Source organism: Duganella sp. sic0402, from assembly GCF_019219065.1.
Taxonomy (GTDB): domain Bacteria; phylum Pseudomonadota; class Gammaproteobacteria; order Burkholderiales; family Burkholderiaceae_D; genus Rugamonas.
In genome coordinates, this window is record NZ_JAHUWK010000013.1 from 54,964 (window position 1) to 79,024 (window position 24,061).

Genomic DNA, 24,061 nt, shown 5'->3' on the forward strand with positions numbered 1-24,061 from the left:
TTACGGCCCCTCGCCGTGCAGCTGCACTGTCTTCGTCGCCGTGCCTCGCTGCGGCCATTTTGAAACAAGCTCCCGGCGCGCAGATTAAAAAGCCCCGGCCGCTTGCGCGCGCCGGGGCTTTTTGCCATTTTGCTCGGTTGCTGTGCAGCTGATTACTCTTTGCTTTCTGGCTTGCTGCCCAGGTAGAGGCGCAGTACCAGGCCCGACAGGGCGATTGCGGCAGGCAGGTTTTCGATGATGGTCAGCATGGCGTTCTCCAGTGAGTGAATGATTAGCCGCGCGATGCGAAGAAGCGCAGTTCGGCGGACAGGCTAGGGGAATGGCGCTCGCAGTCATTCGCCAGACTGTTCAACCACCAGATGGTTTCTTCTTTGTTGCGCTGCGACATAGCTGGCTTCACGGCGAACACGGCAGTGATCAGCTGGCGTACTGCATTGGCAACATTGGTGAAGTAACCAGTGTCGTTGACGCTGTTGTAGGTCGTTGCGCTCATCAGAAGCTCCATAAATAGTCGTTTGTTGCGTTGCAGTATGCACCGCTTTCAGTAATAAACAAACTTTTGATTTATGATACGAGCCATAAGCCAGGCGTATAACTTATTGCGGATCGAGCCAGCGTCCTGCAAACATGGTGCACATCAGGGCGGCGACGATCAGCCCGATGCCGGTCCACTGCCAGCCGTTGATGCTGTCGCCGAGTATCAGCATGCCCGAGGTAATGCCGGCCACCGGCACGCCCAGGCTGAACGGGGCGACGCGGTTGACCGGATAGCGCTTGAGCAGGCGCGTCCACAGGGCATAGCCGAGGATGGTGGACATCCAGCCCAGGTAAGCCACCGCGATCCAGGTGGTGAACGGGGCGCTGGTCCATTGCCAGCGGGTGGCCGCATCGTCAAAGGCCAGCGACAGCAGCACGAAGGGGATGATGGGCACGGCGCTGCACCAGACCATGAAGCTGATCACGTCAAAGCCGGGTGCCGTCTTTTGCGCGCCGCGCACCACGATGTTGGAGACCGCCCACATGGCGGCGCCGAGCAGGCACAGCGCGAAACCGGCGGGTGTGATGTCGCTGACGTGGCCGCTCTCGAAGAAGTTCATCGCAAAGCAGCCCAGGCCGACCGCCGCCAGCGCCAGGCCGCCACGCAGCGCGCGGCTGGTGTGTTCCTTAAGCAGCATGAAGCCGAAAATGGCGGTGAAGAACACCTGCGTTTGCAGGATCACCGACGCCAGCGACGCCGACATGCCCACCTTCAGCGACAGGAATAGAAAGCCAAACTGGCCCACACCCTGGCTCAAGCCGTAAGCGATTACCCACTTCGCTGGCAGTTTCGGCGGCCGGATGAAGATAATCAGCGGCAGCATGGCGAAGATGTAGCGCGCGGCGCCGAGCTGGAACGGCGTCATGCTGCGCAGCCCGACTTTCATCGCGACGAAATTGGTGCCCCAGATAACGACGACCAGCAGGGCGGAAAGCAGGTCGCGGGTGGTGAACTGAGCGGTTGTCATGCCGCTCATACTAGCAGTGTTCTTGCCTGCGGGCGGGGGCGGGTCAGGCCAGGTCGCGCAGGATGGCCTGGCGGTGGACGATGATTTTGACGGCGTCCGCCTGCAGCAGCCGGATGCGGCGCTGGACCAGCGGCCAGCCCGACCACGGCACCAGCGCCGCCTGTGCCGCGTCCGCACGCTGCGCCGACAGCGTGGCGGCGGACATCAGTGCATCCTCGCTTGCCGCCGCGCTGCGCGGGTCCAGCGCGCGCGTGAGCACCTCAACTACCTGGTCGTGGCTCTCGCCCAGCATGGCGTTGACCGCGCCGACCGGCAGCTCTCTGGTATGGCGCCGCAGGATGGCGCGCAGGGCCGCCACATGCGCCACCAGCAGGTAGTTCTGCACGATGAACAGATTGATGTCCTCCACCGCGCGCTGCTTGCGCGCCGGTTCGTCCAGCATGCGCACCAGCGCGGAGCTCAGCGCCGCCAGGCTGTCCATCAGGCGCTTGCGCTCGATGCGGTAGGCGAAATCGTCCTTGCCTTTGCCTTGCAGCAGATCGAAGCTGGCCTGCATATAGCGCAGGTTCACATTCAGCACCTCGTGCACCAGGCGTGGCAGGGATTGGTATTCCCAGTTGGCCAGCACAAAGCTGAACACCGTCGCCACTGCCGCGCCGATGAAGGTGTCGACCAGGCGCTCGGTGATCAGGTCATGGTTGCCGGGTGCGATCAGATGCATTTGCAGCAGTATCATCACCGACACCGCAATCGCCGCATAGCGGTAGCGCAGGTAGATGAAGGTTGGCGTGGCGACGGTGGACAGCACCAGGATGCCGAGTATCACCGCCGGATAATTGAGGAACTTGATGATCAGCGCGGTGATGACGCAGCCGATGATGGTGCCGATGATGCGGTCGCTGCGGCGCTGCTTGGTCATGCTGAACGACGGCTTGAGGATGATCACAATGGTCAGCACGATCCAGTAGCTGTGCGCCGCATACGGCAGCAGCGCCGCTACCGCCAGCCCGACCGAGATCGCCATCGCTACCCGCAGCGAAAAGCGGAAGATCGGTGAATCCATGCGCAGGTGCGACAGGATCATGCGGAACTCGTACTTCTGCTGCGACAGGAAGGGACCCATGTCGGCGTCCGCCCAGAACGGCGTGGTGGCGTAGGCTTTCTGGCTGGCCTGATGCAGCTCGCCGATCATCTTGATGATGGCGCGGATCTTGTTGCGCTGCGCGCGCAGCACGGCCAGCGCTTCCTGCTGCGGTTTGCCCTGCTCGATGCGCTGCTGGATCGCAGCCAGTTCCGCCTCGATGGCGTCCAGCTCCGGCTCGTAGCTGATTTCAGGATAGGACGACTTCTTGCGCGTCACGTCGTACGCCACCGATTCGATATCGCGCGCTGCCTTGTAGGCCAGGTCGTGCAGGGTTTGCATCACCGGCGTGTCGGCCAGGTGGGCGCGCAGCAGCGCGTAGTCGGTGTGGGTGGACAGGATCAGCTCATACAGGTCCAGCATGCAGACGTGGACCTGCACCACGATGGCGTCCTTGGCGTTGTTGTGGGCGCGCAGTATCAGGTCGCGCGATGCCTGCTGGCGGTCGGCCAGCAGGCTTTGGTGGCGGATCAGCTTATTGAATTGTTCGGTGAGGTTGAAGCGGGTGTCGTAGAAGTCGGCCTTGATGTCGATGTAGGCCGCCAGCTCGAACAGCGCCTCTGCCAGCACCTGCTGCTTGATGCGGTGACGCAGCACCCACGACACGCCCATTGCATACGCCAGGTAGGCCACAGCACCCAGCGTGAACAGGCCGGTGTGGATGAAGGACTCGCGCACCGTCATGGTGTGCTCCATCGACATGGTCATGATGAACAGCGTGGCCAGTTGCAGCGGCATCGATTTGCGGCCGTAGACCACCATCATGCAGGCGGCAAAGCTGATCAGCACCAGTGTCACCATCAGCAGCCAGTGATATGGCGCGCAGAGGCTGATCAGCAGGGTGACGGCGCTGCACAGCAGTACCGAGGCGCTCATCTCGTTGAACTTGTGGCGCAGGGGACTGGGCATGTCCATCAGCGCGGTGCACAGCGCGCCGATGCAGACCGTCATGGCAACCGCCATGTCGGCGAATTGCAGGGTAATCAGCGTGACGCCAACCAGACCGGCGGCGAAGCGCAAGCCAAGATAAAAGTAATGGCTATAGAAGAAGGTGCGCAGATTGAGTGCGTAATGCATGGCTATGGCCTTGTGGGCAGCTTGCATGCGCATCCCAGGATCGCCAGGATGCGCATGTTGTGTAACGCAGGTTTAAATTGTTTAGAAGACCGACAGCACCGGGTAGCGGCGCCATTCCGGCTCTTCATGGCGCTTGCCGTTGGCGAAGATGAAGCCCAGCACCGCATCCTGATCCGACAGCAGCGCCGGATTGGCAGCCTTCCAGGCTTCAAACCTGGCCTTCAGTTCAGGCTCGGTTTCCAGCATTTCCAGCGCCAGGTCTTCGAACACGTAGTCGGAGTAGGCTTCCTTCTTTTCCAGCACGCTGTTGAAGAAGCCCCAGCGGAAGAAGGAGTCGTGGCCTTGCGGTTCCAGCGTCTCGACGGCGTAGCGGGCGTTGGCCTGCTTCAGGGGGATGAAGTAGTCGCCCGGATGCACGGTGAAGGTAGCGGTGCGTGCTTCCAGCTGCACTTCGTCATGATACATATGGCCTTCGTAGGCATTCGGGCGCGAGGTGACGGAAGCGATGTGGTAGTACTGCGCTTCCACTTCCTGTGCTTCTTCGAAGCGCGCCATTTCAACGCCGTTCCATTGCAGGCGCTCGATGGCTTCGCGCCAGGCTTGCGGCACGATATAGCCTTTCGGCGCGCGCACGGTGGCCGACGGTACGAAGCTGTTGTAGTAGGCGATGTCCTTTTCCCACGGCTTGCTGCGGTCGTAGGACAGGCGCTGGTAGTTGCCCAGCAGGCTAGCGCTGCGCTTGGCTGCATAGCCTTTGAAGCGGAAGGTGGATGGATTGGTTTCGTCCATCTTCCAGCTGACGGTCCACTCGGTGGCGCTGGCGGCTTGCTGTTTCGCCTCGGCGCGCAGTTGTTTGATGTGCTCACCGTGCTCGATGGTGAAAGCCAGCGTCACGTCCAGCAGCGCGCGCATCGAATCGTAGCGGTCCTTGTAGGGCTTGAGCATATGCGTCTCCGGCATGAAGCCGATCACGTGGTGCAGGGCGGCGAAGCCGGTCGAGAAGCGCGGCACTTCCAGGAATTCGGCGATGCCGTCGTCCGGCGTGTCCTTGACGGGATTGACGTAAGGGCAGGTCGGCCAGCCTTTCGCTTCCATCTCCTTGTAGATGTGCGGCAGCATGGTGTTGCGCAGGAAGGGGCCGAGGCCGTAGCCCAGCTTGTCCGCCTGGGTGTGGATCAGCGTCATGGTGTACGGATAGTCGGCGCCGTTGGAGGTGTGGGTGTCCACCATCACGTCCGGGTCCCAGCTGGTCAGCAGTTGATTGAACAGCTGGGCGTTATACGTATCGCATTTGACGAAGTCGCGGTTCAGGTCGAGGTGGCGGCTGTTGCCGCGGAAACCGAATTGCTCCGGACCGTCCTGGTTGACGCGCGAGGTGTTGGCACGGTTCAGCGCACCGTCGACGTTGTACAGCGGGACGAACAGCAGCACGCTGTTGCCGAGGCCCGCCAGCTTGACCGGATCGAAGCACAGGTCGCGCACCAGCGCCATGCAGGCGTCCACGCCTTCGGGTTCGCCGGGGTGGATGCCGTTGTTGTTGAAGAAGACGGTGCGGCCTTCGGCCTTGATCTGGCTGCGGTCGTGTACGCCATCGGCGCTGACCACGCCGGCGTGCACCGGCGTGCCGCCATCCGACAGGCCGATCTGTTCAAACCGCAGCACATGCGGGAAGCGCTGCGCCAGCTCGGTGTAGAAGGCGATGCATTCGTTCCAGGTGGTCGTTTGGTTTTGATTGCCTTTTTCGTAAGGCGTCAGCATGTCTGCGTGCATGGTGGTCAGGAATAGGGGGAAGGGCGAGATTGTATCATCGTGCCCGTTTTTTGAGCGATCGCAGCGGCGGGCTTGCGTTGCTTCAAGGCAAACTCGTTTGGCGGATGGTCTACTGCTCTTTCATTCACCAAGGGAGGCTGCCATGCGTTGGATATGGATGATGTGGCTGGCGCTGCTGTGCACGCCCGGCGCGGCACAGCCGCAGATGATTACCTTGCCGGGCAAGGGCGGCGCGGTGACGTCGCAGGGCCGGGTGCAGCTGGCCGGCAAGGGACTGGTGCTGATCCGTTTCCAGGACCTGCGCATCCTGGCGGTGGAGGCGGACGCGGGCGTGTATGACCGCGACGCGGCGCAAGCCTGGCCAACGGCGGACCTGCTGCTGGTGCTGCCTCCCGGCGCCGGGCGTTATCAGGGACTGGCGCCGCTGGGCGGACTGCCGGAGGGGATGCCGGTGATTGTGGCGGAGATGGCCGGCCATGGCGCCGTGGCCGGACCTCGGCTGTATCCGCTGCGGCCATGGAGCACCCTGGAACTGCGCAAGCAGCGGACCTTGCTGCGGGTGACCGCGATGCCGGGCGCGCCGGGCACGGCGGCGGTGGCTGGCTATCTGCTGGAAGTGGGGAATCGCCGCGCCTCGTACCGGCTGTATGCCGGCGGCGCGGAAGATGAGGCGGCGCTGCTGGCGCAACGCCTGCCGGGTGCCGATGTGGCGCTGCTGCCGGGCAGCGCCGGGCCGCAACTGCTGGCGCTGAACCGTGGCGCGCCGGCCGGCAGCGCACCGGCCGCGTTGACGACGGCCGGCTATGCCTTCACGGCGCGCAAGCGCTGATTACTTCTTCTTGGCGGTGGTCTCGACCCAGGTAGCGTAGGTGTCGATGAACTTCTTGAGGAATTGCTTGGTGCTGTCGTTGTTGAGCTTGCCGTCCGCGCCCAGCAGGTTGGCGGCGCCGCCGATATAGGCTTCCGGCTGTTGCAGCAGAGGCATGTCGAGGAATACCAGCGACTGGCGCAGGTGGTGATTGGCGCCGAACGCACCGGTGGCGCCAGGCGTGATGCTGACGATGCCGGCCGGCTTGCCGCCCCACACGCTGCTGCCGTAAGGGCGCGAGCCGACGTCCAGCGCGTTTTTCAGCGCGGCCGGGGTCGAACGGTTGTATTCCGGGGTGAAGAACAGCACGCCGTCGAATTCCTTGAGGCGGTCGCGGAACTGCGTCCATGCCTGTGGTGGCGTCACGCCATTGCCTTCCAGGTCTTCGTTGTACAGGGCCAATTCGCCGATCTCAACGATTTCCAGGCTCAGCGAGGATGGCGCCAGGGCGATGACTTCGTGGGCGAACTTACGGTTCAGCGATTCCTTGCGCAGGCTGCCGATCACAACGGCGATTTTCTTGGCGGACATGTACATCTCCTAGAGTGGATTTTTGCGGAAACATTAATGTAACCGATCCAAACAAAAAGCCACGCCGCGTTTCCGGGGCGTGGCTTCTGTCTTAAGAGAGAGACGCTTATTCGGCGTTCATCTCTTTCAGCAGGTTGTCGGCGTGGTCGACGTGTTTCATATTCCACAGGATGTAGCGCAGGTCGACCTGGATGTCGCGGGTCATCGCCTTGTTAAAGTCCCAGTCGGAGATGATCGAATCCAGCGTGCCGTCGAAGGCTAGGCCAATCCATTCGCCCTTGCTGTTCAGCGCGGCCGAACCGGAGTTGCCGCCGGTGATGTCCAGCGTGGCCAGGTAGGCGACCGGCACCGATTTCAGCTTCGGATCGGCGTACTTGCCGTACTCCTTGGCCTTGATCGCTTTCAGCTGCGCAGCGGGGGCGTTGAACTCGCCTTTGCCGGTGGCTTTGGCGGCCACGCCTTCCACGGTGGTGAAGGCCTTCCAGCTGGAACCGTCCGAGCCAGGATCGCGGCCGGCGACTTTGCCGAAGGTCACGCGCAGGGTGCTGTTGGCGTCAGGGTAGACGGCCTGGCCTTTGCTATGCATGTAGGCGATCTTGGCCTTCATGTAGTTGGCATAGGCTTGTTGCAGCTTGCCGCCCAGTTCCTCTTCTTCCGCTTCCGACTTCAGGTCAGGGCCGTACAGCGCCACGGCAGCCTTGATGAAGCTGTCGTTGCTGGCCTTGAAGTCTTCCGGCTTGCGGTCCAGCCAGGCTTTGCGCTCAGCCAGGTCGCCCAGTTTGCTACCGGCGTACAGCGTATCCAGCGCGGCTTGCAGATCGGCCTTGCTCATGCCGTCCTTGATGCCGGCCACCGAGTCAAACGCGGCGTTGCGTTGCGCGGCTGGCTGGGCAGCGTATTTAACCAGGCTGTTCAGCACCAGCGCCTTGTCGACTTTTTCGTCGTAGTTGCGCACCAGCGCATCCACCGATGCCTTGATGCGTGGCACGTCGCGCACCTGGTAGCCCGATTTGCGCTCAGCGTCGGGCTTGGTGTTTTCGTTGGACAGGCGATACAGCATGCGCGCGGTGTTCAGCAGGCGTGGTTTGGCCGAGCCGAAGTAATAGTCGCGCTTCACTTCCGTATCGCGCTGGGCGATCAGTTTTTCGACCTGCTCGATGTCGCCGGCGTATTCGGCCTTGCGCTTGGCGTCGGCGTTGATCCACTGCTTCAGCGCTTCATGCTCGGCGGTTTTACGCTGCAGCATATCGCTGCCGGCGTAGGAATCCAGCATGCCCTGGCGGTTCTTGTAGTAGTTGTTGATGCCGGCCACTTGCGACGCATACTTCAGCGCGGTGTCCTTGTTGTCCTTGGTGGTGTCGGCGATGATGGCCAGGCTTTCCGCCGATTGCTTCACAAACGCTGGATAGTTCCAGTCGAAGGTGAACGCGACTTCCGATGGCAGGCGATGGCGGTTGGTGCGGCCAGGGTAGCCCAGCACCATGATGAAGTCGCCTTCTTTCACGCCTTCCTTGGCCAGCTTCAGGTGGTGCTGCGGCACGTAAGGCACGTTGTCCTTGCTGAAGTCGGCGGCCTTGCCGTCCTTGCTGACGTAGGCGCGGTAGAAGCCGTAGTCGCCGGTGTGGCGTGGCCACATCCAGTTGTCGGTGTCGCCGCCGAATTTGCCGACGCCTTCAGGTGGTGCGTGCACCAGGCGCACGTCGCGGATTTCCAGCTGCTTGATCAGGTAGAACTCCAGGCCGCCGTAGTAGGACGACACGGTGCAACGGTGGCCGGCGTCTTTTTCGCAGTCGGCCTGGATGGTTTTCTGATTTTTCTCAATGGCGTCGACGCGCGCTTTGCCGCTCAGCTTGGCGACTTCAGGCGTCACCACTTGCTTGCTGACGTCGGTCACGGCCTTGGTCACGAAGATGCGGGTGCCGGGAGCGGCGGGCAGTTCTTCGCCCAGGTTATGTGCCAGGAAGCCGTTGGCGAGCAGATTGCGCTCAGGCGTCGAGTTGTGCGCCACGCTGCCATACACGCAGTGGTGATTGGTGGCGACCAGGCCTTGCGGCGACACGAAGGAGGCCGAGCAGCCGCCGAGGCTGACGATGGCGCCCATTGGGAATTCGGTCAGTTTGGTCAGGTTGGCTGGGTCCAGCTTAAGGCCGGCGGCCTTCAGTTGCTTGGCTACTTGTGGCAGCTGTTGTGGCATCCACATGCCTTCGTCCGCATAGGCGGAGGTGCTCAGGATAGCGAGCGCGATCAGAGTTTTTTTCATGTCTCATTATGAAGTGGTTGAACGGCGCTCAGGAGTATAGCAATAAAAAAACCGGGGTTGCCCCCGGTGTTTGCTTAGTCAGCCTTGATGGCTTCGATCTGGATCGCCAGCTTGACCTCCGGCGAGAAGTTCGGCAGGCCGTAATTCAGGCCAAAATCGCTGCGCTTGAACTCTGCGGTGGCGTCCGCGCCGCAGACTTCTTTCTTGTAGCGCGGGTGCATGATGCACTTGAACTTGTCGATTTTCAGCGAGACCGGCTTGGTCACGCCCAGCAGCGTCAGTTCGCCGTCCACGCCGACCAGCTTGTCGCCGTCAAACTTGAACGATTTGCTGGTGTAGGTGATGGTCGGGAATTTGGCGACGTTGAACATCACGTCGTCCTTGGCGTGCTTGTTCATCGCGTCCAGTCCGAAGTCGATCGAATCGGCCTCGATCTTCACTTCCAGCGAGCCAGTCTTGGCCGCGCGATCCAGGTTCACCGTGCCGCTGGTTTTGTTGAATTTGCCGCGCCATACCGACAGGCCCATGTGGTCGGCCTCGAAGCTCGGGAAGGTGTGCGTCGGGTCGAGGTTGTAGGTGGCGGCCATGGCGGACGTGGCCGAGGCGGCCAGCAGCGTGGCGATCAGGATCTGTGCTTTCATCTTCTGGGGTCTCCCTTGGTGGTCAGTGGTTTATTGCGCTACAACGTGGAACTTGATGGTGACATCGTCAGCCACCATGCTGGTGTCTTTCCATTCGCCTTCGCCGATGTTGTAGGCCAGGCGCTTGATCGGCACCACGCCGTCAAATACCTGGGTCTTGCCTTCGGTCTTGACGGTCAGCGGGAAGGTCACATCGGTGGTCTTGCCCTTGATGGTCAGCTTGCCGGTGACGGTCAGCTTGCCGGCGCCGGCTGGCTTGATCGACGACGAAACGAAGCTGGCTTTCGGGAATTGCGCGGCGTTGAACCATTCTTTCTTGGCGACTTCCTTGTTGTAGTCGGCATCGCCCAGGTCCATGCTGCCGGTTTCCACTTCCACGCTGGCTTTGGCGGCGTCCGGCTTGGCGGCGTCGTAATCGATATTGGCGGTGAATTTCTTGAACTTGGCGTCGATCGGCACATTCATTTGCTTGAAGGTGGCGGTGACGGTGCTCTTGGCCGTATCGGTTTTCAGCACGGCGGCGCTGGCTGCAAAGGCCACACCCAGCAGGGAAACGAGGGCGATTTTTTTCAGGGTTTTCATGTTGTTCAGCTCCAGTGGGTGGGATTACAGCGGCAGCATGCGTTTCAGCGTGACGTCGCGGTCGATAAAGTGATGCTTCAGTGCGGCCAGGGCGTGTGCTACGACTGCTGCAGCCATCGTCATGGTCAAAACATAATGCAAAGTTTTTAAAGTTGCCTTAAGTTCAGGATCTGGCGCGAACGGCGCCGGCATCTGCCACAGGCCCAGGTAGACCACCGGCACGCCGGCGGCGTACGAGTACAGATAGCCGGACAGCGGTACGGCGAAGATCAGCAGGTACAGCAGGTGGTGCATGCCTTCGGCGATCTTGTGCTGCCATTCAGGGATGGAAACCAGCTTCTGCGGCGGCTTGTGGGTGACGCGCCACAGCACGCGCAGCACGGCCAGCAGCAGCACGGTAACGCCCATCCATTTGTGCCAGGAGAAGTATTTCAGCTTGGTCGGCGAGAAGCCGGGGATGGCGACCATCGACAGGCCGAGGAGGAAGGTAGCGATGATCAGCAAGGCAGTCAGCCAGTGCAGCAGCATCGCGGTTTTGGTATAGCGTGGCATAAAGCGGCTCCGAGGGAAATAGTACGTATTAGGACTAAATATACCAAAGAAATCCGGTATGCGCTTGCCGGGACGAAAAAAAGCCCCAGGGCGCTGGCGCTGCCGGGGCTAGTGTAAAGCAGATTGCTTATTTACATCAGATGGCTTTAGCCAGAGCTGCGGCGATGCCGGTGTAGTTGGCCGGGGTCATGGCCAGCATCAGGTCCTTGGCTTCCTGCGGTACGGCCAGGCCGTTGATGAACTCTTGCAGCGCGACTTTGGAGATGCCTTTGCCGCGGGTCAGCTCTTTCAGCTGTTCGTACGGATTCTCGATGCCGTAGCGGCGCATCACGGTTTGCACCGGCTCGGCCAGCACTTCCCAGTTGGCGTCCAGGTCGGCTTCCAGGCGGGCTGGGTTGACTTCCAGCTTGTTCAGGCCGCGCAGGCAGCTGTCATAGGCCAGCAGTGTGTAGCCGAGGCCGACACCGATATTGCGCAGCACGGTCGAATCGGTCAGGTCGCGCTGCAGGCGCGATACCGGCAGTTTTTCCGACAGGTGTTTCAGCACGGCGTTGGCCAGGCCCAGGTTGCCTTCCGAGTTTTCAAAGTCGATCGGGTTGACCTTGTGCGGCATGGTCGACGAACCGATTTCGCCGGCTTTCAGCTTCTGCTTGAAGTAGCCCAGCGAGACATAGCTCCAGATGTCGCGGTTCAGATCCAGCAGGATGGTGTTGACGCGCGCGAAGGCGTCGAACAGCTCGGCCATATAGTCGTGCGGTTCGATCTGGATGGTGTACGGATTGAACACCAGGCCCAGGCGCTGCTCGATCACATTCTTCGAGAAAGCAGGCCAGTCGAACGACGGGTAGGCCGACAGGTGGGCGTTGTAGTTGCCGACCGCGCCATTCATCTTGCCGAGGATTTCCACTTGTTCGATGCGCTTGACGGCGCGCTGCAGGCGGGCCACGACGTTGGCCATTTCCTTGCCCAGCGTGGTCGGGCTGGCGGTCTGGCCGTGGGTGCGCGACAGCATCGGCAGTTCGGCGTTGGCGTGGGCGATCTCGGTCAGCTTGGCGATCACATTGCGCAGCGATGGCAGCATGACGCTGTCGCGTGCGGCTTTGAGCATCATGCCGTGCGAGGTGTTGTTGATGTCTTCCGAGGTGCAGGCGAAGTGGATGAACTCCGACGCAGCCACCAGTTCCGGCACATCCTTGACTTGTTCTTTCAGCCAGTACTCCACGGCTTTCACGTCATGGTTGGTGACGGCTTCGATTTCCTTGATGCGGGCGGCGTCTTGTTCGGTGAACTCGTTGGCGATCTTGTCCAGCAGCGCAGTGCCTGCGGCCGAGAACGGCTTGATTTCCGCGAAGCCGGCCAGCGACAGCGCTTGCAGCCAGGAGATTTCTACTTTGACGCGGTGGTGCATAAAGCCGGATTCGGACAGGATAGGGCGCAGCAGATCGGTTTTACCGGCATAGCGGCCGTCCAGTGGCGACAGCGCCGACAGCGTGGAGTAAGGAGTAGTGGTCATGATGGAAAGAGCGAAGTTGAAAGAGCAGGGCGTGATTTTACCATTGGCCGGAGCCCGCGCCCGCCGATGTTATACTGGGGCCTGCTTTTCTTCTATCTCTTCCTCTATAAGTTGTCTATGAAACTCATCGGTTCCCTCGCCAGTCCTTATGTCCGCAAAGTACGCGTTGTTCTCGCGGAAAAAAAGCTCGATTACCAGTTTGAGCTGGAAAATGTATGGGCGGCAGACACCACCATCAGCCAGTTGAATCCGCTCGGTAAAGTGCCTAGCCTGGTCATGGAAGATGGCTCGGTGATGTTTGATTCGCGTGTGATGGCCGAGTACCTGGACACACTGACACCGGTGTGCAAACTGCTGCCGCCGAACGGCCGCGACCGCGCCGACGTCAAGTGCTGGGAAGCGCTGGCCGATGGCATGCTGGACGCCGCCGTCAGCGTGCGGCTGGAACGCACCATGCGTCCGAAAGAACTGCAAAGCGAAGCGTGGATGGCGCGCCAGATGCACAAGGTCGATCTGGGCCTGAAGGCGCTGTCGGACAAGCTGGGCGAGCAGGCGTACTGCGCCGGCATCCATTACTCGCTGGCCGATGTGGCGGTGGGTTGCACGCTGGGCTGGCTGTCGTTCCGCTTCCCGGAGATCAGCTGGCGCGACGAGTATCCCAACCTGGCCAAATTGCACGACAAGCTGGCCGAGCGCCAGTCGTTCAAAGATACTATCCCGCAATGAAAAACGCCCCGTCAGGGGCGTTTGTTTTCTTACTCTTCGACGCTCATCTGGCTTTGCAGGTAGTTCTGGATGCCCACTTTGCCGATCAGGTCCAGCTGGGTTTCCAGCCAGTCGATGTGCTCTTCGGTGTCTTCCAGGATCATCAGCAGCAGGTCGCGCGACACGTAGTCGGCGGCTTTCTCTGCGGCGGCGATGCCTTCCTTGACGGTGATCTGCGCGCCTTTTTCCAGCTTCAGGTCGCAGCCCAGCATCTCTTCGGTGTTCTCACCGACCATGACCTTGTGCATGGCTTGCAGGTTAGGCAGGCCGTCCAGCATCAGGATGCGGTCGATCAGCTTGTCGGCGTGCTTCATCTCGCCGATCGACTCTTCCCATTCTTTCTTGCCAATCTTTTCCAGGCCCCAGTGCTTGTACATCTTGGCGTGCAGGAAGTACTGGTTGATTGCGGTGAGTTCGTTGGTCAGCTGTGCGTTCAGCAGACGGATGACTTCTTGATCGCCCTTCATGGCTGTTCTTTCTGTATTGGTTACGAATGGCGCCATTGTGCACGAAATCACTCTGGATGTGTAGCGAATTTCTGATAATTTCGCCGAAACAGTGCCTAACTTCGGTTATTGAGAGCATTGGTGCAAATGAAAACTATTAGCATTCGTGTATGGGCCAGTGTGTGGCAACTCACGGTGCGCAGCCGCCCGCACCGCTACCATGAAAGCTCAACCAAAGGAGTGAACCATGGATTCGATCAACGCCCAACAACCCGAAGTGAATCATCAGGACCTCGTCGGCGAAGACGCGGTGCGCAAGATCCGCGATTTTATCGATAGCACGCCCGGCTGCTTCTTCTGCACCAGCGACGCCCATGGCGGCCCCGGCGACGCCCGTCCGATGACGGCGCTGCAGGTCGATGAGCTAGGTAATCTGTGGTTTATCTCGGCCAGCGACAGCCTGAAGAATCAGGAGCTGGCAGTCGATCCGTCGGCCACGCTGTACTTCCAGGGTTCGGCGCATTCCGACTTCATGCACCTGGAAGGCATCGCCACGGTATTGCGCGATCCGGTCAAGATCAAGGAGTTGTGGAGTTTTACGATGAAGACCTGGTTCACCGGCGGCGAGGACGATCCGCGTGTCACGCTGATCAAGTTTGCGCCGACTTACGGCTACTACTGGGATACCAAGCACGGCAAGGCCGTGGCCAGCGTGAAGATGCTGATCGGCGCCGTGATCGGCAAGACCCTCGATGATTCGATCGAGGGCCGGCTGGATATTTAGCCGAGCTGGAAGTTGATCGGCACCAGCGCGTAGACGGGGATGGCCTTGCCGTCCTCAACGTGCGGTTTAAACAGTGCCCGCAGCACAGCCTGGCGGCCAGATTCGTCCAGGTTGGCGGAGCCTGACGATTTCTGGATCGTCACCTGTTCCGCATTGCCTTTTTCCCCAATCAGCACACGCAGCATGACGGTGCCGCTTTCGCCCATGCGGCGGGCGATACTTGGATACACCGGTTGCGGTGCGCGGATATATTCCACACCCGAAATCGTTTTCGGCGTGGCCGGTGCTGGCGGCGCAGGTGGCGCGGCGGTGTACGAGGGCACGGCATTGGCCGGTGCCGGCTCGCTAGGACGCGGTTGCGGCGGCGGCAGGGTGATGGTCGGCTCGGTCTGCACGATGTTCACTTGCGGCAGCGGCGGAATGAAAGTCTGCTTCGGCGTGACCAGCGGCACTTCCTTCGGTGGCGGCGCCGGTTTCAGCGGCTCGGGCGAGGCCACGAAGGTCACATTGACCACTTGCGGGATGATGGCGTGGGTGACGCTGCGCAGCAGGCCTGAGTATGCCAGGTAGAAGATCACTGCGTGACCGACGATGATCGCGGTCAGGGGCGCCAATTTACGGCTGCGGCGTTTGAATTCCAGTGCAAAGCCGGCGTCGTCCGCGGACAGCGGCGACGCCGTCCGACTGTAGCTCATTGTATTCATGATTAGTTGGTGAAGACTGGGCGTTTCAGCACAGTTTCTTGAATGTCGGCAGCGGCTTGCGCGGCCAGGTGTTCATTGAGGATCTCTTCTGCGCAGGAGAAGCATTGACCGCAGCAAGTCGCAACGCCGAGGGCGTTACGCAGCTCGTCCATCGACGTGATACCAAACTCCATGGCTTGACGGATTTCGCGATCGGAGATGTTGTTGCAAACACAAACAATCATTGATGCACCTTCTGGCTCGGGTAATTACTTGGCAATAAGTTCGGATTAAGACTTTTCTGACATGATTGCCAGCAACTTAATGCGAATCATTATCATTAATCGTATACTGCCGTAAACCGCAGCAGGATGCAAGCTAAATAGTAGTCATTCGCATTACCGTTTATAATGCTAGTATCTATCTAATACGCCGCAGCCAACCTTGCCAGCGGCCATATCGACCGGATTTTGCTCATGACTGTTGCCCCGATTACCCTGGATGCACTGAAGGTTGGCGCTACCGCCACCGTGGTGCATGTTTCCGCTGGCGAGGCCGCCGATGACGGCATCAGCCTGTCGCGCCGCCTGATGGAGCTGGGCTTTGTGCCCGGCGAAAAAATCCGCATGCTCAAGCGTGGCATGCCGGGCGGGGAACCGCTGGCGATCAAGGTCGGCAACTCCACTTTTGCGTTGCGCCGCTTTGAAGCCGCGCTGGTCTCGATTCAACCGGAATAACACATAATGGGTGCAGTAGATAAACAGGTGGCGCAGGCGCCGCACGCCTCCCGCACGCCAATGCTGGCATTGCTGGGCAATCCGAATTGCGGCAAGACCGCCTTGTTCAACCGTTTAACCGGCGCACGCCAGAAGGTCGCCAACTATGCCGGTGTGACCATCGAACGCAAGGAAGGCGCGTTCACCACCAGCGCCGGCAACGGCTTCCGCGTGCTGGACCTGCCGGGCGCCTATAGCCTGACCGCGCATACACCGGACGAAGAGATCACGCGCGACGTGGTGGCCGGCCTGCGCAAGGGCGATGCTGCGCCGGATGTGGTGGTGTGCGTGGTCAACGCCACCAATCTGCGGCTGAACCTGCGCCTGGTGCTGGAGATCAAGCGTCTGGGCCTGCCGATGATGTTGGCGCTGAATATGGTCGACGTGGCCAAGAAGCGCGGCATCACCATCGACGCCGAGCGCCTGTCGCAAGAGCTGGGCATGCCGGTGGTGGAAACCGTGGCGGTGCAGGCTGGCGGCGAGAAGTCGCTGCTGCGCGCGCTGGACCAGATGTGGCCGCTGCCGGAAGCCAAGGCTAATCCGCTGTCGGCCATCGACGCGGTCAGCGTGGAAGAGACGCAGCGCGAAGTGCGCCGCATCCTCGACCTGGCGCTGACCGAGCCGGCGCACGCTAGCGACGCGGTCAGCGAAAAAATTGATAACGTGGTGCTGCATCCGGTACTCGGCCCGATCATTCTGGCGGTGCTGATGTTCCTGGTGTTCCAGGCGGTGTTCAGCTGGGCTGCGCCGGTGATGGAAATGATTACCGGCGGCGTCGAGGCATTGGCCAAGTGGATGACGGCATCGCTGCCGGAAGGCGTGCTGCACAGTCTGCTGGTAGACGGCGTGATGGGCGGGGTTGGCGGCGTGCTGGTGTTCCTGCCGCAGATTCTGATTCTGTTCTTCTTCATCCTGTTCCTGGAAGATTGCGGCTACCTGCCGCGCGCGGCCTTCTTGCTGGACCGCCTGATGGGCGGCGTGGGCTTGTCGGGCCGCGCCTTCATTCCGCTGCTGTCCAGCTTTGCCTGCGCGATTCCGGGCGTGATGGCGGCGCGCACCATTCAGAACCGCCGCGACCGCCTGGTGACCATCATGATCGCGCCGCTGATGACCTGCTCGGCGCGCCTGCCGGTGTATGCGCTGCTGATTTCGGCCTTCATTCCCGAGCGCGAAGTGGCCGGGCTGTTCAATCTGCAAGGCCTGGTGCTGTTCGCGCTGTACTTCGCCGGCATTATTTCGGCGATGGCGGTGGCGTATGTGATGAAGCGCTTCATGGGCGCGCAGGGCAAGCATCCGCTGATGATGGAGCTGCCGGCGTATCACTGGCCGCATCTGCGCAATCTGGCGCTGGGCCTGTGGGAGCGTGCCAAGATCTTCGTCACCCGCGTCGGCACGGTGATCCTGACGCTGACCATACTGCTGTGGGTGCTGAGCTCCTTCCCTGGCGCACCGGAAGGCGCGACCCATCCGCCGATCTACTACAGCCTGGCGGGCATCATCGGCCGTGGCCTGGAATTCATCTTTGCGCCGATCGGCTTCAACTGGCAGATCTGCATTGCGCTGGTGCCGGGCATGGCGGCGCGTGAAGTGGCGGTGGGTGCGCTGGGTACGGTGTATGCGCTGTCGCAGACCGGCGATGAAGTGGCGACCACGCTGGCGCCGATCATCTCGTCGACCTGGTCGCTGGCGACCGCGCTGTCGCTGCTGGCCTGGTATGTGTTTGCACCGCAGTGCCTGGCGACGCTGAGTACCGTGCGCCGCGAAACCGGCAGCGCGCGTTACGCGTGGCTGATGGCGGGTTATCTGTTTGCGCTGGCGTATGTGGCATCGTTCATCACCTACCACCTGGCGCGCGCGTTCGGAGGCTAATATGTGGCAAGAACTGATTGTGGCGTTGATCGTGGCGGGCGCGCTGGTGCACTTCAGCACCAAGTACCTGCCGATGGCCTGGCGCCGCCGTATTGTGTACACGCTGGGCAAGCGCGGCTTCAATGAAGCCAAACTGGCCAAATTCTTCAAGACCAACGGCGGTGGCGGCTGCGGCAGCGGCTGTTCCGACTGCGGCCCGTCGACCAGCAAGTCCTCCTGCGACAGCAAATCCACCGCGCCCAGACAGCGCGTCATCAAGCTGCACGTGCAGCGCTAATCACCATCCCCTGCGGCGGCGCAAAGCCGCCGCTCTACACCGTTCTCATCTTGTCTGCAGATGATTGATTTCTCAATTTCTGGCCGTGCTGCGCGAATGGGCGGTGCGGCGTGGCTATGTTGCCGACGTCTGTGCTCAGCCGCAGAACGGGTCGAAGGATTCGGCTTGCGCCATTGGCCAGTAGTGGCCAAAGACGGGCGGCAGGCGGGATAGCTGGCTGGGGTCGAGCAGCTCGCCTGGTTCGAGGTAGGGTAGCAGTGCCGAGGCCAGCTTGACTTGATTCTCCGAGATGCGCCGCACCAGGTGGCGCGGACGCAGTTGCGACGGGTGCGTCAGGCCGGCGGCGGCAATCAGCTGCGCCAGCGCTTCCATGGTGTTCTCGTGGAAGTTGGCCACGCGCTGGATCTTGTCCGGCACCACCAGCGCGCGCTGGCGTGATGGATCTTGCGTGGCGACGCCGGTCGGGCAGCGGTCGGTGTGGCAGCTTTGCGACTGGATGCAGCCCAGCGCGAACATGAAGCCGCGCGCCGAGTTGCACCAGTCCGCGCCCAGCGCCAGCGTGCGTGCGATGTCAAACGCGGTGATGATCTTGCCGGAAGCGCCGATCTTGATCTTGTCGCGCAGATTGGCGCCGACCAGCGTGTTATGCACCAGCAGCAGCGCTTCCTGCAAGGGTGTGCCGACGTGATCGGTAAACTCCACCGGCGCCGCGCCGGTGCCGCCCTCGCCGCCATCGACCACGATAAAGTCCGGCACGATGCCGGTCGCCAGCATGGCCTTGACGATGCCGAAGAATTCCCACGGATGGCCAATCGCCAGCTTGAAGCCGGTCGGCTTGCCGCCGGACAGATTGCGCAGGCGGTCGATAAACTCCAGCATTTCAATCGGCGTGCTGAACGCCGAGTGGCGCGACGGCGAGATGCAGTCGCGCCCGACCGGCACGCCGCGCGTTTGCGCGATCTCGATGGTCACCTTGGCGCCCGGCAGCACGCCGCCGTGGCCAGGCTTGGCGCCTTGCGACATCTTCAGCTCGATCATCTTGACTTGCGGCGCAGTGGCGTTGGCGACGAAGTTCGCTTCCGAGAAGGTGCCGTCGTCATTGCGGCAGCCGAAGTAGCCGGAGCCGATTTCCCACACCAGGTCGCCGCCGTTCTGGCGGTGGTAAGGGCTGATGCTGCCCTCGCCGGTGTCGTGCATGAAGCCGCCCTGTCTGGCGCCGCCGTTCAGCGCCAGGATGGCGTTGGCCGACAGCGCGCCAAAGCTCATCGCCGAGATATTGAACACGCTGGCCGAGTAGGGCTGCGCGCGCCTGCAGTCCGGGTGATTGCCGATCTCGATGCGGAAGTCGTGCGGCTGCTCGGGTGCCGGTGCGATCGAGTGGTTGATCCACTCATAGCCGGGCGCGTACACATCCAGCTGCGTGCCGAAGGGGCGCTTGTCGCTGTCCTGCTTGGCGCGCTGGTAGACGATGCTGCGCTGGTTGCGCGAGAACGGCTCGGCCACCGTGTCGTCTTCCAGAAAGTACTGGCGGATTTCGGGACGTATCGATTCGAAGAAGAAGCGGAAGTGCGCCAGGATCGGGTAATTGCGGCGCAGTGCGCGCCTGGTTTGCAGCAGATCGGCGATGCCGACGATGGTCAGGGCGGCGGCCACCGCAGGGATTTCCCACGGCGCGTGCAGCGCCAGCGAGACCACCAGCGTAACAACAGCAGCATTAAAGGCAAGATAGCGGGGTGACAGCAAATTCATGAACTCTCCGGCGGCGGCTTGGTATGGCCGAGTGTACTGCTGTTTCCAGATGGAATCCATCTCCGATGCGGGTGGCGCATGGCAGAGGCAACAGTGTTAAGCTAGCGGGATTGCGGCGCACGGCCGTTCTTTTTTTCGGGATAAGCACCATGATCGTCGTTCATCACTTGAATAATTCACGCTCGCAGCGCGTGCTGTGGTTGCTGGAAGAACTCGGCCTGGAATACGAGATCGTGCGCTACCAGCGCGATCCCAAGACCATGCTGGCGCCGCCGGAGCTGAAGGCGATCCATCCGCTCGGCAAGTCGCCGGTGATCACCGATAACGGCGTGGTGGTGGCCGAATCGGGCGCGATTGCCGAGTACCTGATCGACACCTATGGCAATGGCCGCCTGGTGCCGCCGGCCGGCACCGAGGAGCGCCGCCGCTGGACCTATTTCCTGCATTACGCAGAAGGCTCGGCGATGGCGCCGCTGTTGATGAAGCTGATCTTCGACCGCGTGGAAAGCAGCCCGGCGCCGTTCTTCGTCAAGCCGATTGCGAAAGCGATCGCAGGCAAGGTCAAGGGCAGCTACATCCTGCCGCAGATCGCCATGCACCTGGATTATCTGGAAGCCGAACTGAGCCAGCGCCCCTGGTTTGCCGGCAATGAATTCAGCGCCGCCGACATCCAGATGAGCTTCCCGCTGGAAGCCGCCTCCGCGCGCGGCGGCCTGAACGAAAGCCGCCCGCAACTGGCCGCCTTCCTGCAGCGCATCCACAGCCGCCCCGCCTTCCAGCGCGCACTCGAACGCGGCGGCCCTTATGAACTGCTGAAATAATCAGGCGCTGACATTTCTGGAGAGTAAAATCATGTTCAATGATAAACACCTCTACAGAAAGGTCTGCCATGTCCAAGCGTATCGCCCTGCTTGCTGTTGTTGCCGCACTCTCCACCGGGTGCGCGATTAATCAGAAGGTCAAGCCAGCCGAACGGTTTGCCGACAAGAAGATATGCATCATCAGCAACCCGGCGGTGCGTGACGGCTTCATGGTGTCCTTCAAACAGGCACTGGAGACCAAAGGTTATGTGGCGCAACCTTTGCCTGCTACGGCCTCCATCGTTGATTGCCAGGTCACATCCACCTACACCGCCAACTGGCGCTGGGACCTGGCGATGTATATGTCATATGCTGACATCAAGGTCTACAACGGCGGCAAGGTGATCGGCGAAGCCAACTATGACGCCACGCGCGGCGGCATGAACACCGGAAAATTCATCGACGCCGACAAAAAAATCCGCGAACTGGTCGACCAGCTCTTCCCCGGTGGTGCAGGCTTGTAGCGGCAGTGGCGGCGTGCTCGGGTAGAATGACGGCTTGAACAAGCCCGGATGATGTTGAACATGGGTAGACTCCTTGCCATTGACGGCCTCAATATTGTGCGCCGTGTTTATGAAGCCAGCCCCGAACCTGATAGCGCGGAAAAGGCCGATATCGCGCTGCGCCATGCGCTGTCCTCTTTCCGCACGCTGGTCAACGACCACGCGCCCACCCACTTGCTGCCGGCCTTCGATTTCGGCGGCCGCACCTGGCGCCACGATTTATACGGCGGCTACCGCGAAGGCCGCGCGCCGATGCCGTCGCCGTTGCGCGATGCGCTGCCGGCTTTCTACGACAAGCTGCGCGGCTTCGGCATGCATGTGGTGTCGCTGCCCGAAGTGGAAGCCGACGACGTGATCGGCACCGTGGTGCTGCGCTGGCTGGCCGAAGGACGCGGCGACGCCACCATCGCCAGCACCGACAAGGACCTGCATTGCCTGATCGGCCAGGGCGCGCGGGTGTGGGATCACTTCAAGTCGGAATGGCACGACCATGCCTGGGTTGAGAAGAAATGGGGCGTGACTGCCGACCAGTTGCCCGACCTGCTGGCGCTGATGGGCGATGTGACCGATTCGATTCCCGGCGTGTCGAAAGTGGGCGTGAAAACCGCCGCCAAACTGTTGCGTACATACGGCAATCTGGACGCCATCATGGCCGGCGCCGGGATTCTGAAAGATACCTTGGGGGAAACACTACGAAAAGAACGTGAAATGCTGTATCTTTCTCGACAACTGGTACAGTTAAAGACGGATGTCAGGGTTGGCGTCACGTGGAATATGCTGGCCTGGTCCCACTAATAACAAGGTTTGCAAGATGTTAAAAGCAGTCATTATCGACCCTAGCGCCGTCGCGCGCGGCCTGCTCAACACCGTGCTGCTGGACGGCGGCTATGATGTGGTCGGCGCTACCCACACCTGCGCCAGCGCCATGGTGCAGCTGATCAAACACCACCCGCACATCGTCTGCATCGCCAATGAGCAGATGCTGACCGAGCAGGAGGCGATCCGCGAAATCCGCGCCAAGTGGCCGAAGACGCTGATCTTCATGGTCTCCAGCGAACTGGACGCCGCCACCATCCAGGCGGCGCACGCGATGGGCGTCAGCGGTTTCATCGTCAAGCCATTCAAGGCCGACACGGTGCTGAATACGATACGCAATGTGGTGATCGCCATGGTCAAGCGCCAGCGCGCGGCGCTGGCCAAGGCGGAAGCGGAAGCTGCTGGTGAAGCGCCACCGGCAGAGCCAGGCGGCGAGCCCGCCGCCGGCTAGTACTATGAGGCGGCGAAGGTCGAGCTATCGATAATGCCGCCGCCCAGGCAAACTTCGCCGTCATACAGTACGGCCGACTGGCCTGGCGTGACTGCCCACTGGGCATCCATGAATTTCAGTGCGAAGTCGGACGCGCCGTCCGGTGCGATTTCGCACGCCACGTCGGCCTGGCGATAGCGGGTCTTGGCCGCCATCGCACGCGCCTCTGGCGGCACGCCGGCGATCCAGCTGGCCTGATCGGCGCGCAGCGTCGATGACAGCAGCCATGGGTGATCGTGACCCTGCACGATGTACAGCACGTTGTTGGCCACATCCTTCTTGGCCACATACCAGGCGTCACTGGAGCCGTCGGCGTTCTGGTAGGTTTTCACGCCGCCGACGCCGATGCCCTTGCGCTGGCCCAGCGTGTAGAACGACAGGCCGACGTGTTCGCCGACCACGGTGCCGTCCGGCGTCATCATCGGGCCCGGCTTATACGACAGATAGCGGTTCAGAAACTCGCGGAACGGGCGCTCGCCGATAAAGCAGATGCCGGTGGAATCCTTCTTGGCCGCGTTCGGCAACTTCAGCTTCTCGGCAATCTTGCGCACTTCGGTTTTGGGGATCTCGCCCAGCGGGAACAGCGTTTTCGACAGCTGCGCCTGGTTCAGGCGGTGCAGGAAGTAGCTCTGGTCCTTGGTGTGATCGACCGCCTTCAGCAGCTCGGCCTTGCCGTTGTGCTGGCGCACGCGCGCATAGTGGCCGGTGGCGATCAGGTCCGCACCCAGCGTCATTGCGTGGTCGAGGAAGGCCTTGAATTTGATTTCGGCGTTGCACAGCACGTCCGGATTCGGCGTACGGCCGGCCTGGTATTCGCGCAGGAAATCGGCGAACACGCGGTCCTTGTATTCGCTGGCGAAGTTGACCGCTTCGATGTCCACGCCGACCACATCGGCCACCGAGGCGGCGTCGATCCAGTCCTGGCGGGTGGAGCAGTATTCGGAGTCGTCATCGTCTTCCCAGTTCTTCATGAACAGGCCGACCACGTCGTAGCCCTGTTCTTTCAGCAGCCATGCCGAAACCGAGGAATCCACCCCGCCCGACATGCCGATCACGACCCGCTTCTTACTCATTATTACTTATCCATTCGCAGTGCTAAGCGCTTCCCGATAAACGGAAGCGTGTGTTTGTACCAGTTCCAGCGGCGCCCGTTGGCCCGCCAGGTATTCGTCCACGCATTGCAGCACGGTCGGGCTGCGGTGACGGTCGGCGCAGGCCGCCAGTTCGTCGCGCGTCAGCCACATGGTGCGCAAAATGCCTTCATCCAGAGGACGGTCATGCTTCTCGCCGGGATAGCCGCAGAACGTGAAGCGCAGATAGGTCACTTCCTCGCCGGTGCGGTTGGAGGTGTAGCGCGCCATATACATGCCGACCAGCGCGGTCGGCGTGAAATCGTAGGCGGTTTCCTCCAGCGTTTCACGGACGACAGCCTGCTGCAACGATTCATACGGGTCGAGATGACCGGCAGGCTGGTTGATGCGGATGCCATCGCTGGTTTCTTCTTCGATCAGCAAGAACTTGCCATCTTTTTCGACGATGGCGGCAACAGTAACAGAGGGTTTCCAGATACGCGGCATGAGTCATCCTTGAAAGAGCCGATATT

26 protein-coding genes are annotated in these 24,061 nt (G+C 61.3%); 10 read left to right on the forward strand and 16 right to left on the reverse strand.

Features of this window, described 5'->3' with window-relative positions; all coding sequences use genetic code 11:
- Positions 1–271: 271 nt before the first annotated feature.
- The 4 genes from KW842_RS24055 to KW842_RS24070 form a co-directional block, all read right to left on the reverse strand.
- Positions 272–493: a hypothetical protein gene (locus tag KW842_RS24055; RefSeq protein WP_218306656.1), complete on the reverse strand. Its 222-nt coding sequence runs from the start codon at positions 491–493 to the stop codon at positions 272–274.
- Positions 494–596: 103 nt separating this feature from the next.
- Positions 597–1,505, reverse strand: coding sequence for an EamA family transporter (locus tag KW842_RS24060; protein WP_373925229.1), 909 nt, complete (start codon positions 1,503–1,505; stop codon positions 597–599).
- A gap of 43 nt (positions 1,506–1,548) precedes the next feature.
- A complete protein-coding gene (locus KW842_RS24065) occupies positions 1,549–3,723 on the reverse strand; it encodes an FUSC family membrane protein (RefSeq protein ID WP_218306658.1) in 2,175 nt (724 codons plus the stop codon).
- A gap of 81 nt (positions 3,724–3,804) precedes the next feature.
- A complete protein-coding gene (locus tag KW842_RS24070) occupies positions 3,805–5,493 on the reverse strand; it encodes a M14 family zinc carboxypeptidase (RefSeq protein ID WP_218306659.1) in 1,689 nt (562 codons plus the stop codon).
- Between the two features lie 142 nt (positions 5,494–5,635).
- On the opposite strand from KW842_RS24070, the gene KW842_RS24075 reads away from it, so the two are divergent.
- A complete protein-coding gene (locus KW842_RS24075) occupies positions 5,636–6,322 on the forward strand; it encodes a hypothetical protein (protein WP_218306660.1) in 687 nt (228 codons plus the stop codon).
- On the opposite strand, the gene KW842_RS24080 is transcribed toward KW842_RS24075, so the two are convergent.
- The 6 genes from KW842_RS24080 to purB form a co-directional block, all read right to left on the reverse strand.
- Positions 6,323–6,892, reverse strand: coding sequence for an NADPH-dependent FMN reductase (locus tag KW842_RS24080; protein ID WP_218306661.1), 570 nt, complete (start codon positions 6,890–6,892; stop codon positions 6,323–6,325).
- Positions 6,893–6,998: 106 nt separating this feature from the next.
- Positions 6,999–9,152 (reverse strand): S46 family peptidase, encoded by a 2,154-nt coding sequence (locus tag KW842_RS24085; protein WP_218306662.1) that lies wholly within the window; start codon positions 9,150–9,152, stop codon positions 6,999–7,001.
- A 74-nt stretch (positions 9,153–9,226) separates the two neighbouring features.
- Complete coding sequence (locus KW842_RS24090; RefSeq protein ID WP_218306663.1) at positions 9,227–9,793, reverse strand: YceI family protein; 567 nt, start codon at positions 9,791–9,793, stop codon at positions 9,227–9,229.
- Positions 9,794–9,823: 30 nt separating this feature from the next.
- Positions 9,824–10,375, reverse strand: coding sequence for a YceI family protein (locus KW842_RS24095; RefSeq protein WP_218306664.1), 552 nt, complete (start codon positions 10,373–10,375; stop codon positions 9,824–9,826).
- 24 nt (positions 10,376–10,399) lie between these two features.
- Positions 10,400–10,927, reverse strand: coding sequence for a cytochrome b (locus tag KW842_RS24100; RefSeq protein WP_218306665.1), 528 nt, complete (start codon positions 10,925–10,927; stop codon positions 10,400–10,402).
- A 136-nt stretch (positions 10,928–11,063) separates the two neighbouring features.
- Positions 11,064–12,440 (reverse strand): adenylosuccinate lyase, encoded by a 1,377-nt coding sequence (gene purB, locus KW842_RS24105; RefSeq protein ID WP_218306666.1) that lies wholly within the window; start codon positions 12,438–12,440, stop codon positions 11,064–11,066.
- Between the two features lie 117 nt (positions 12,441–12,557).
- Between purB and KW842_RS24110 the strand changes: the two genes are divergently transcribed.
- Positions 12,558–13,166, forward strand: a complete 609-nt coding sequence (locus KW842_RS24110) for a glutathione S-transferase N-terminal domain-containing protein (protein WP_218306667.1) — start codon at positions 12,558–12,560, stop codon at positions 13,164–13,166.
- Between the two features lie 29 nt (positions 13,167–13,195).
- Here KW842_RS24110 and bfr read toward each other — a convergent pair whose 3' ends face one another.
- A complete protein-coding gene (bfr, locus tag KW842_RS24115) occupies positions 13,196–13,672 on the reverse strand; it encodes a bacterioferritin (RefSeq protein WP_218306668.1) in 477 nt (158 codons plus the stop codon).
- 226 nt (positions 13,673–13,898) lie between these two features.
- Between bfr and KW842_RS24120 the strand changes: the two genes are divergently transcribed.
- Complete coding sequence (locus KW842_RS24120; protein ID WP_218306669.1) at positions 13,899–14,435, forward strand: pyridoxamine 5'-phosphate oxidase family protein; 537 nt, start codon at positions 13,899–13,901, stop codon at positions 14,433–14,435.
- Here the strand turns inward: KW842_RS24120 and KW842_RS24125 are convergent.
- Both KW842_RS24125 and KW842_RS24130 read right to left on the reverse strand, forming a co-directional pair.
- Positions 14,432–15,130: an energy transducer TonB gene (locus KW842_RS24125; RefSeq protein WP_229223874.1), complete on the reverse strand. Its 699-nt coding sequence runs from the start codon at positions 15,128–15,130 to the stop codon at positions 14,432–14,434. The genes KW842_RS24120 and KW842_RS24125 overlap by 4 nt on opposite strands.
- Before the next feature lie 11 nt (positions 15,131–15,141).
- Positions 15,142–15,363: a bacterioferritin-associated ferredoxin gene (locus tag KW842_RS24130; RefSeq protein WP_218306671.1), complete on the reverse strand. Its 222-nt coding sequence runs from the start codon at positions 15,361–15,363 to the stop codon at positions 15,142–15,144.
- A 231-nt stretch (positions 15,364–15,594) separates the two neighbouring features.
- Here KW842_RS24130 and KW842_RS24135 point away from each other — a divergent pair, with 231 nt between their 5' ends.
- The 3 genes from KW842_RS24135 to KW842_RS24145 are packed head-to-tail and all read left to right on the forward strand — an operon-like array spanning position 15,595 to position 18,040.
- A complete protein-coding gene (locus KW842_RS24135; RefSeq protein WP_218306672.1) occupies positions 15,595–15,855 on the forward strand; it encodes a FeoA family protein in 261 nt (86 codons plus the stop codon).
- 6 nt (positions 15,856–15,861) lie between these two features.
- The gene (locus KW842_RS24140) at positions 15,862–17,763 is read left to right on the forward strand and encodes a ferrous iron transporter B (RefSeq protein ID WP_218306673.1); all 1,902 of its coding nucleotides are present in this window, start codon (positions 15,862–15,864) and stop codon (positions 17,761–17,763) included.
- 1 nt (position 17,764) lies between these two features.
- Positions 17,765–18,040: a hypothetical protein gene (locus KW842_RS24145; RefSeq protein ID WP_218306674.1), complete on the forward strand. Its 276-nt coding sequence runs from the start codon at positions 17,765–17,767 to the stop codon at positions 18,038–18,040.
- Between the two features lie 135 nt (positions 18,041–18,175).
- Here KW842_RS24145 and KW842_RS24150 read toward each other — a convergent pair whose 3' ends face one another.
- The gene (locus tag KW842_RS24150) at positions 18,176–19,789 is read right to left on the reverse strand and encodes an FMN-binding glutamate synthase family protein (RefSeq protein WP_218306675.1); all 1,614 of its coding nucleotides are present in this window, start codon (positions 19,787–19,789) and stop codon (positions 18,176–18,178) included.
- A 149-nt stretch (positions 19,790–19,938) separates the two neighbouring features.
- Here KW842_RS24150 and KW842_RS24155 point away from each other — a divergent pair, with 149 nt between their 5' ends.
- From KW842_RS24155 to KW842_RS24170, 4 genes are all read left to right on the forward strand, one after another.
- Complete coding sequence (locus tag KW842_RS24155; RefSeq protein WP_218306676.1) at positions 19,939–20,610, forward strand: glutathione S-transferase; 672 nt, start codon at positions 19,939–19,941, stop codon at positions 20,608–20,610.
- Positions 20,611–20,678: 68 nt separating this feature from the next.
- A complete protein-coding gene (locus tag KW842_RS24160) occupies positions 20,679–21,113 on the forward strand; it encodes an Sbal_3080 family lipoprotein (protein ID WP_218306677.1) in 435 nt (144 codons plus the stop codon).
- Positions 21,114–21,173: 60 nt separating this feature from the next.
- Positions 21,174–21,947, forward strand: coding sequence for a 5'-3' exonuclease H3TH domain-containing protein (locus KW842_RS24165; protein ID WP_218306678.1), 774 nt, complete (start codon positions 21,174–21,176; stop codon positions 21,945–21,947).
- A 16-nt stretch (positions 21,948–21,963) separates the two neighbouring features.
- Positions 21,964–22,419, forward strand: coding sequence for a response regulator (locus KW842_RS24170; protein ID WP_218306679.1), 456 nt, complete (start codon positions 21,964–21,966; stop codon positions 22,417–22,419).
- Positions 22,420–22,421: 2 nt separating this feature from the next.
- Here KW842_RS24170 and mnmA read toward each other — a convergent pair whose 3' ends face one another.
- Both mnmA and KW842_RS24180 read right to left on the reverse strand, forming a co-directional pair.
- Positions 22,422–23,531 (reverse strand): tRNA 2-thiouridine(34) synthase MnmA, encoded by a 1,110-nt coding sequence (mnmA, locus tag KW842_RS24175; protein ID WP_218306680.1) that lies wholly within the window; start codon positions 23,529–23,531, stop codon positions 22,422–22,424.
- A 6-nt stretch (positions 23,532–23,537) separates the two neighbouring features.
- The gene (locus KW842_RS24180; protein WP_218306681.1) at positions 23,538–24,035 is read right to left on the reverse strand and encodes an NUDIX hydrolase; all 498 of its coding nucleotides are present in this window, start codon (positions 24,033–24,035) and stop codon (positions 23,538–23,540) included.
- Between the last annotated feature and the right edge of the window lie 26 nt (positions 24,036–24,061).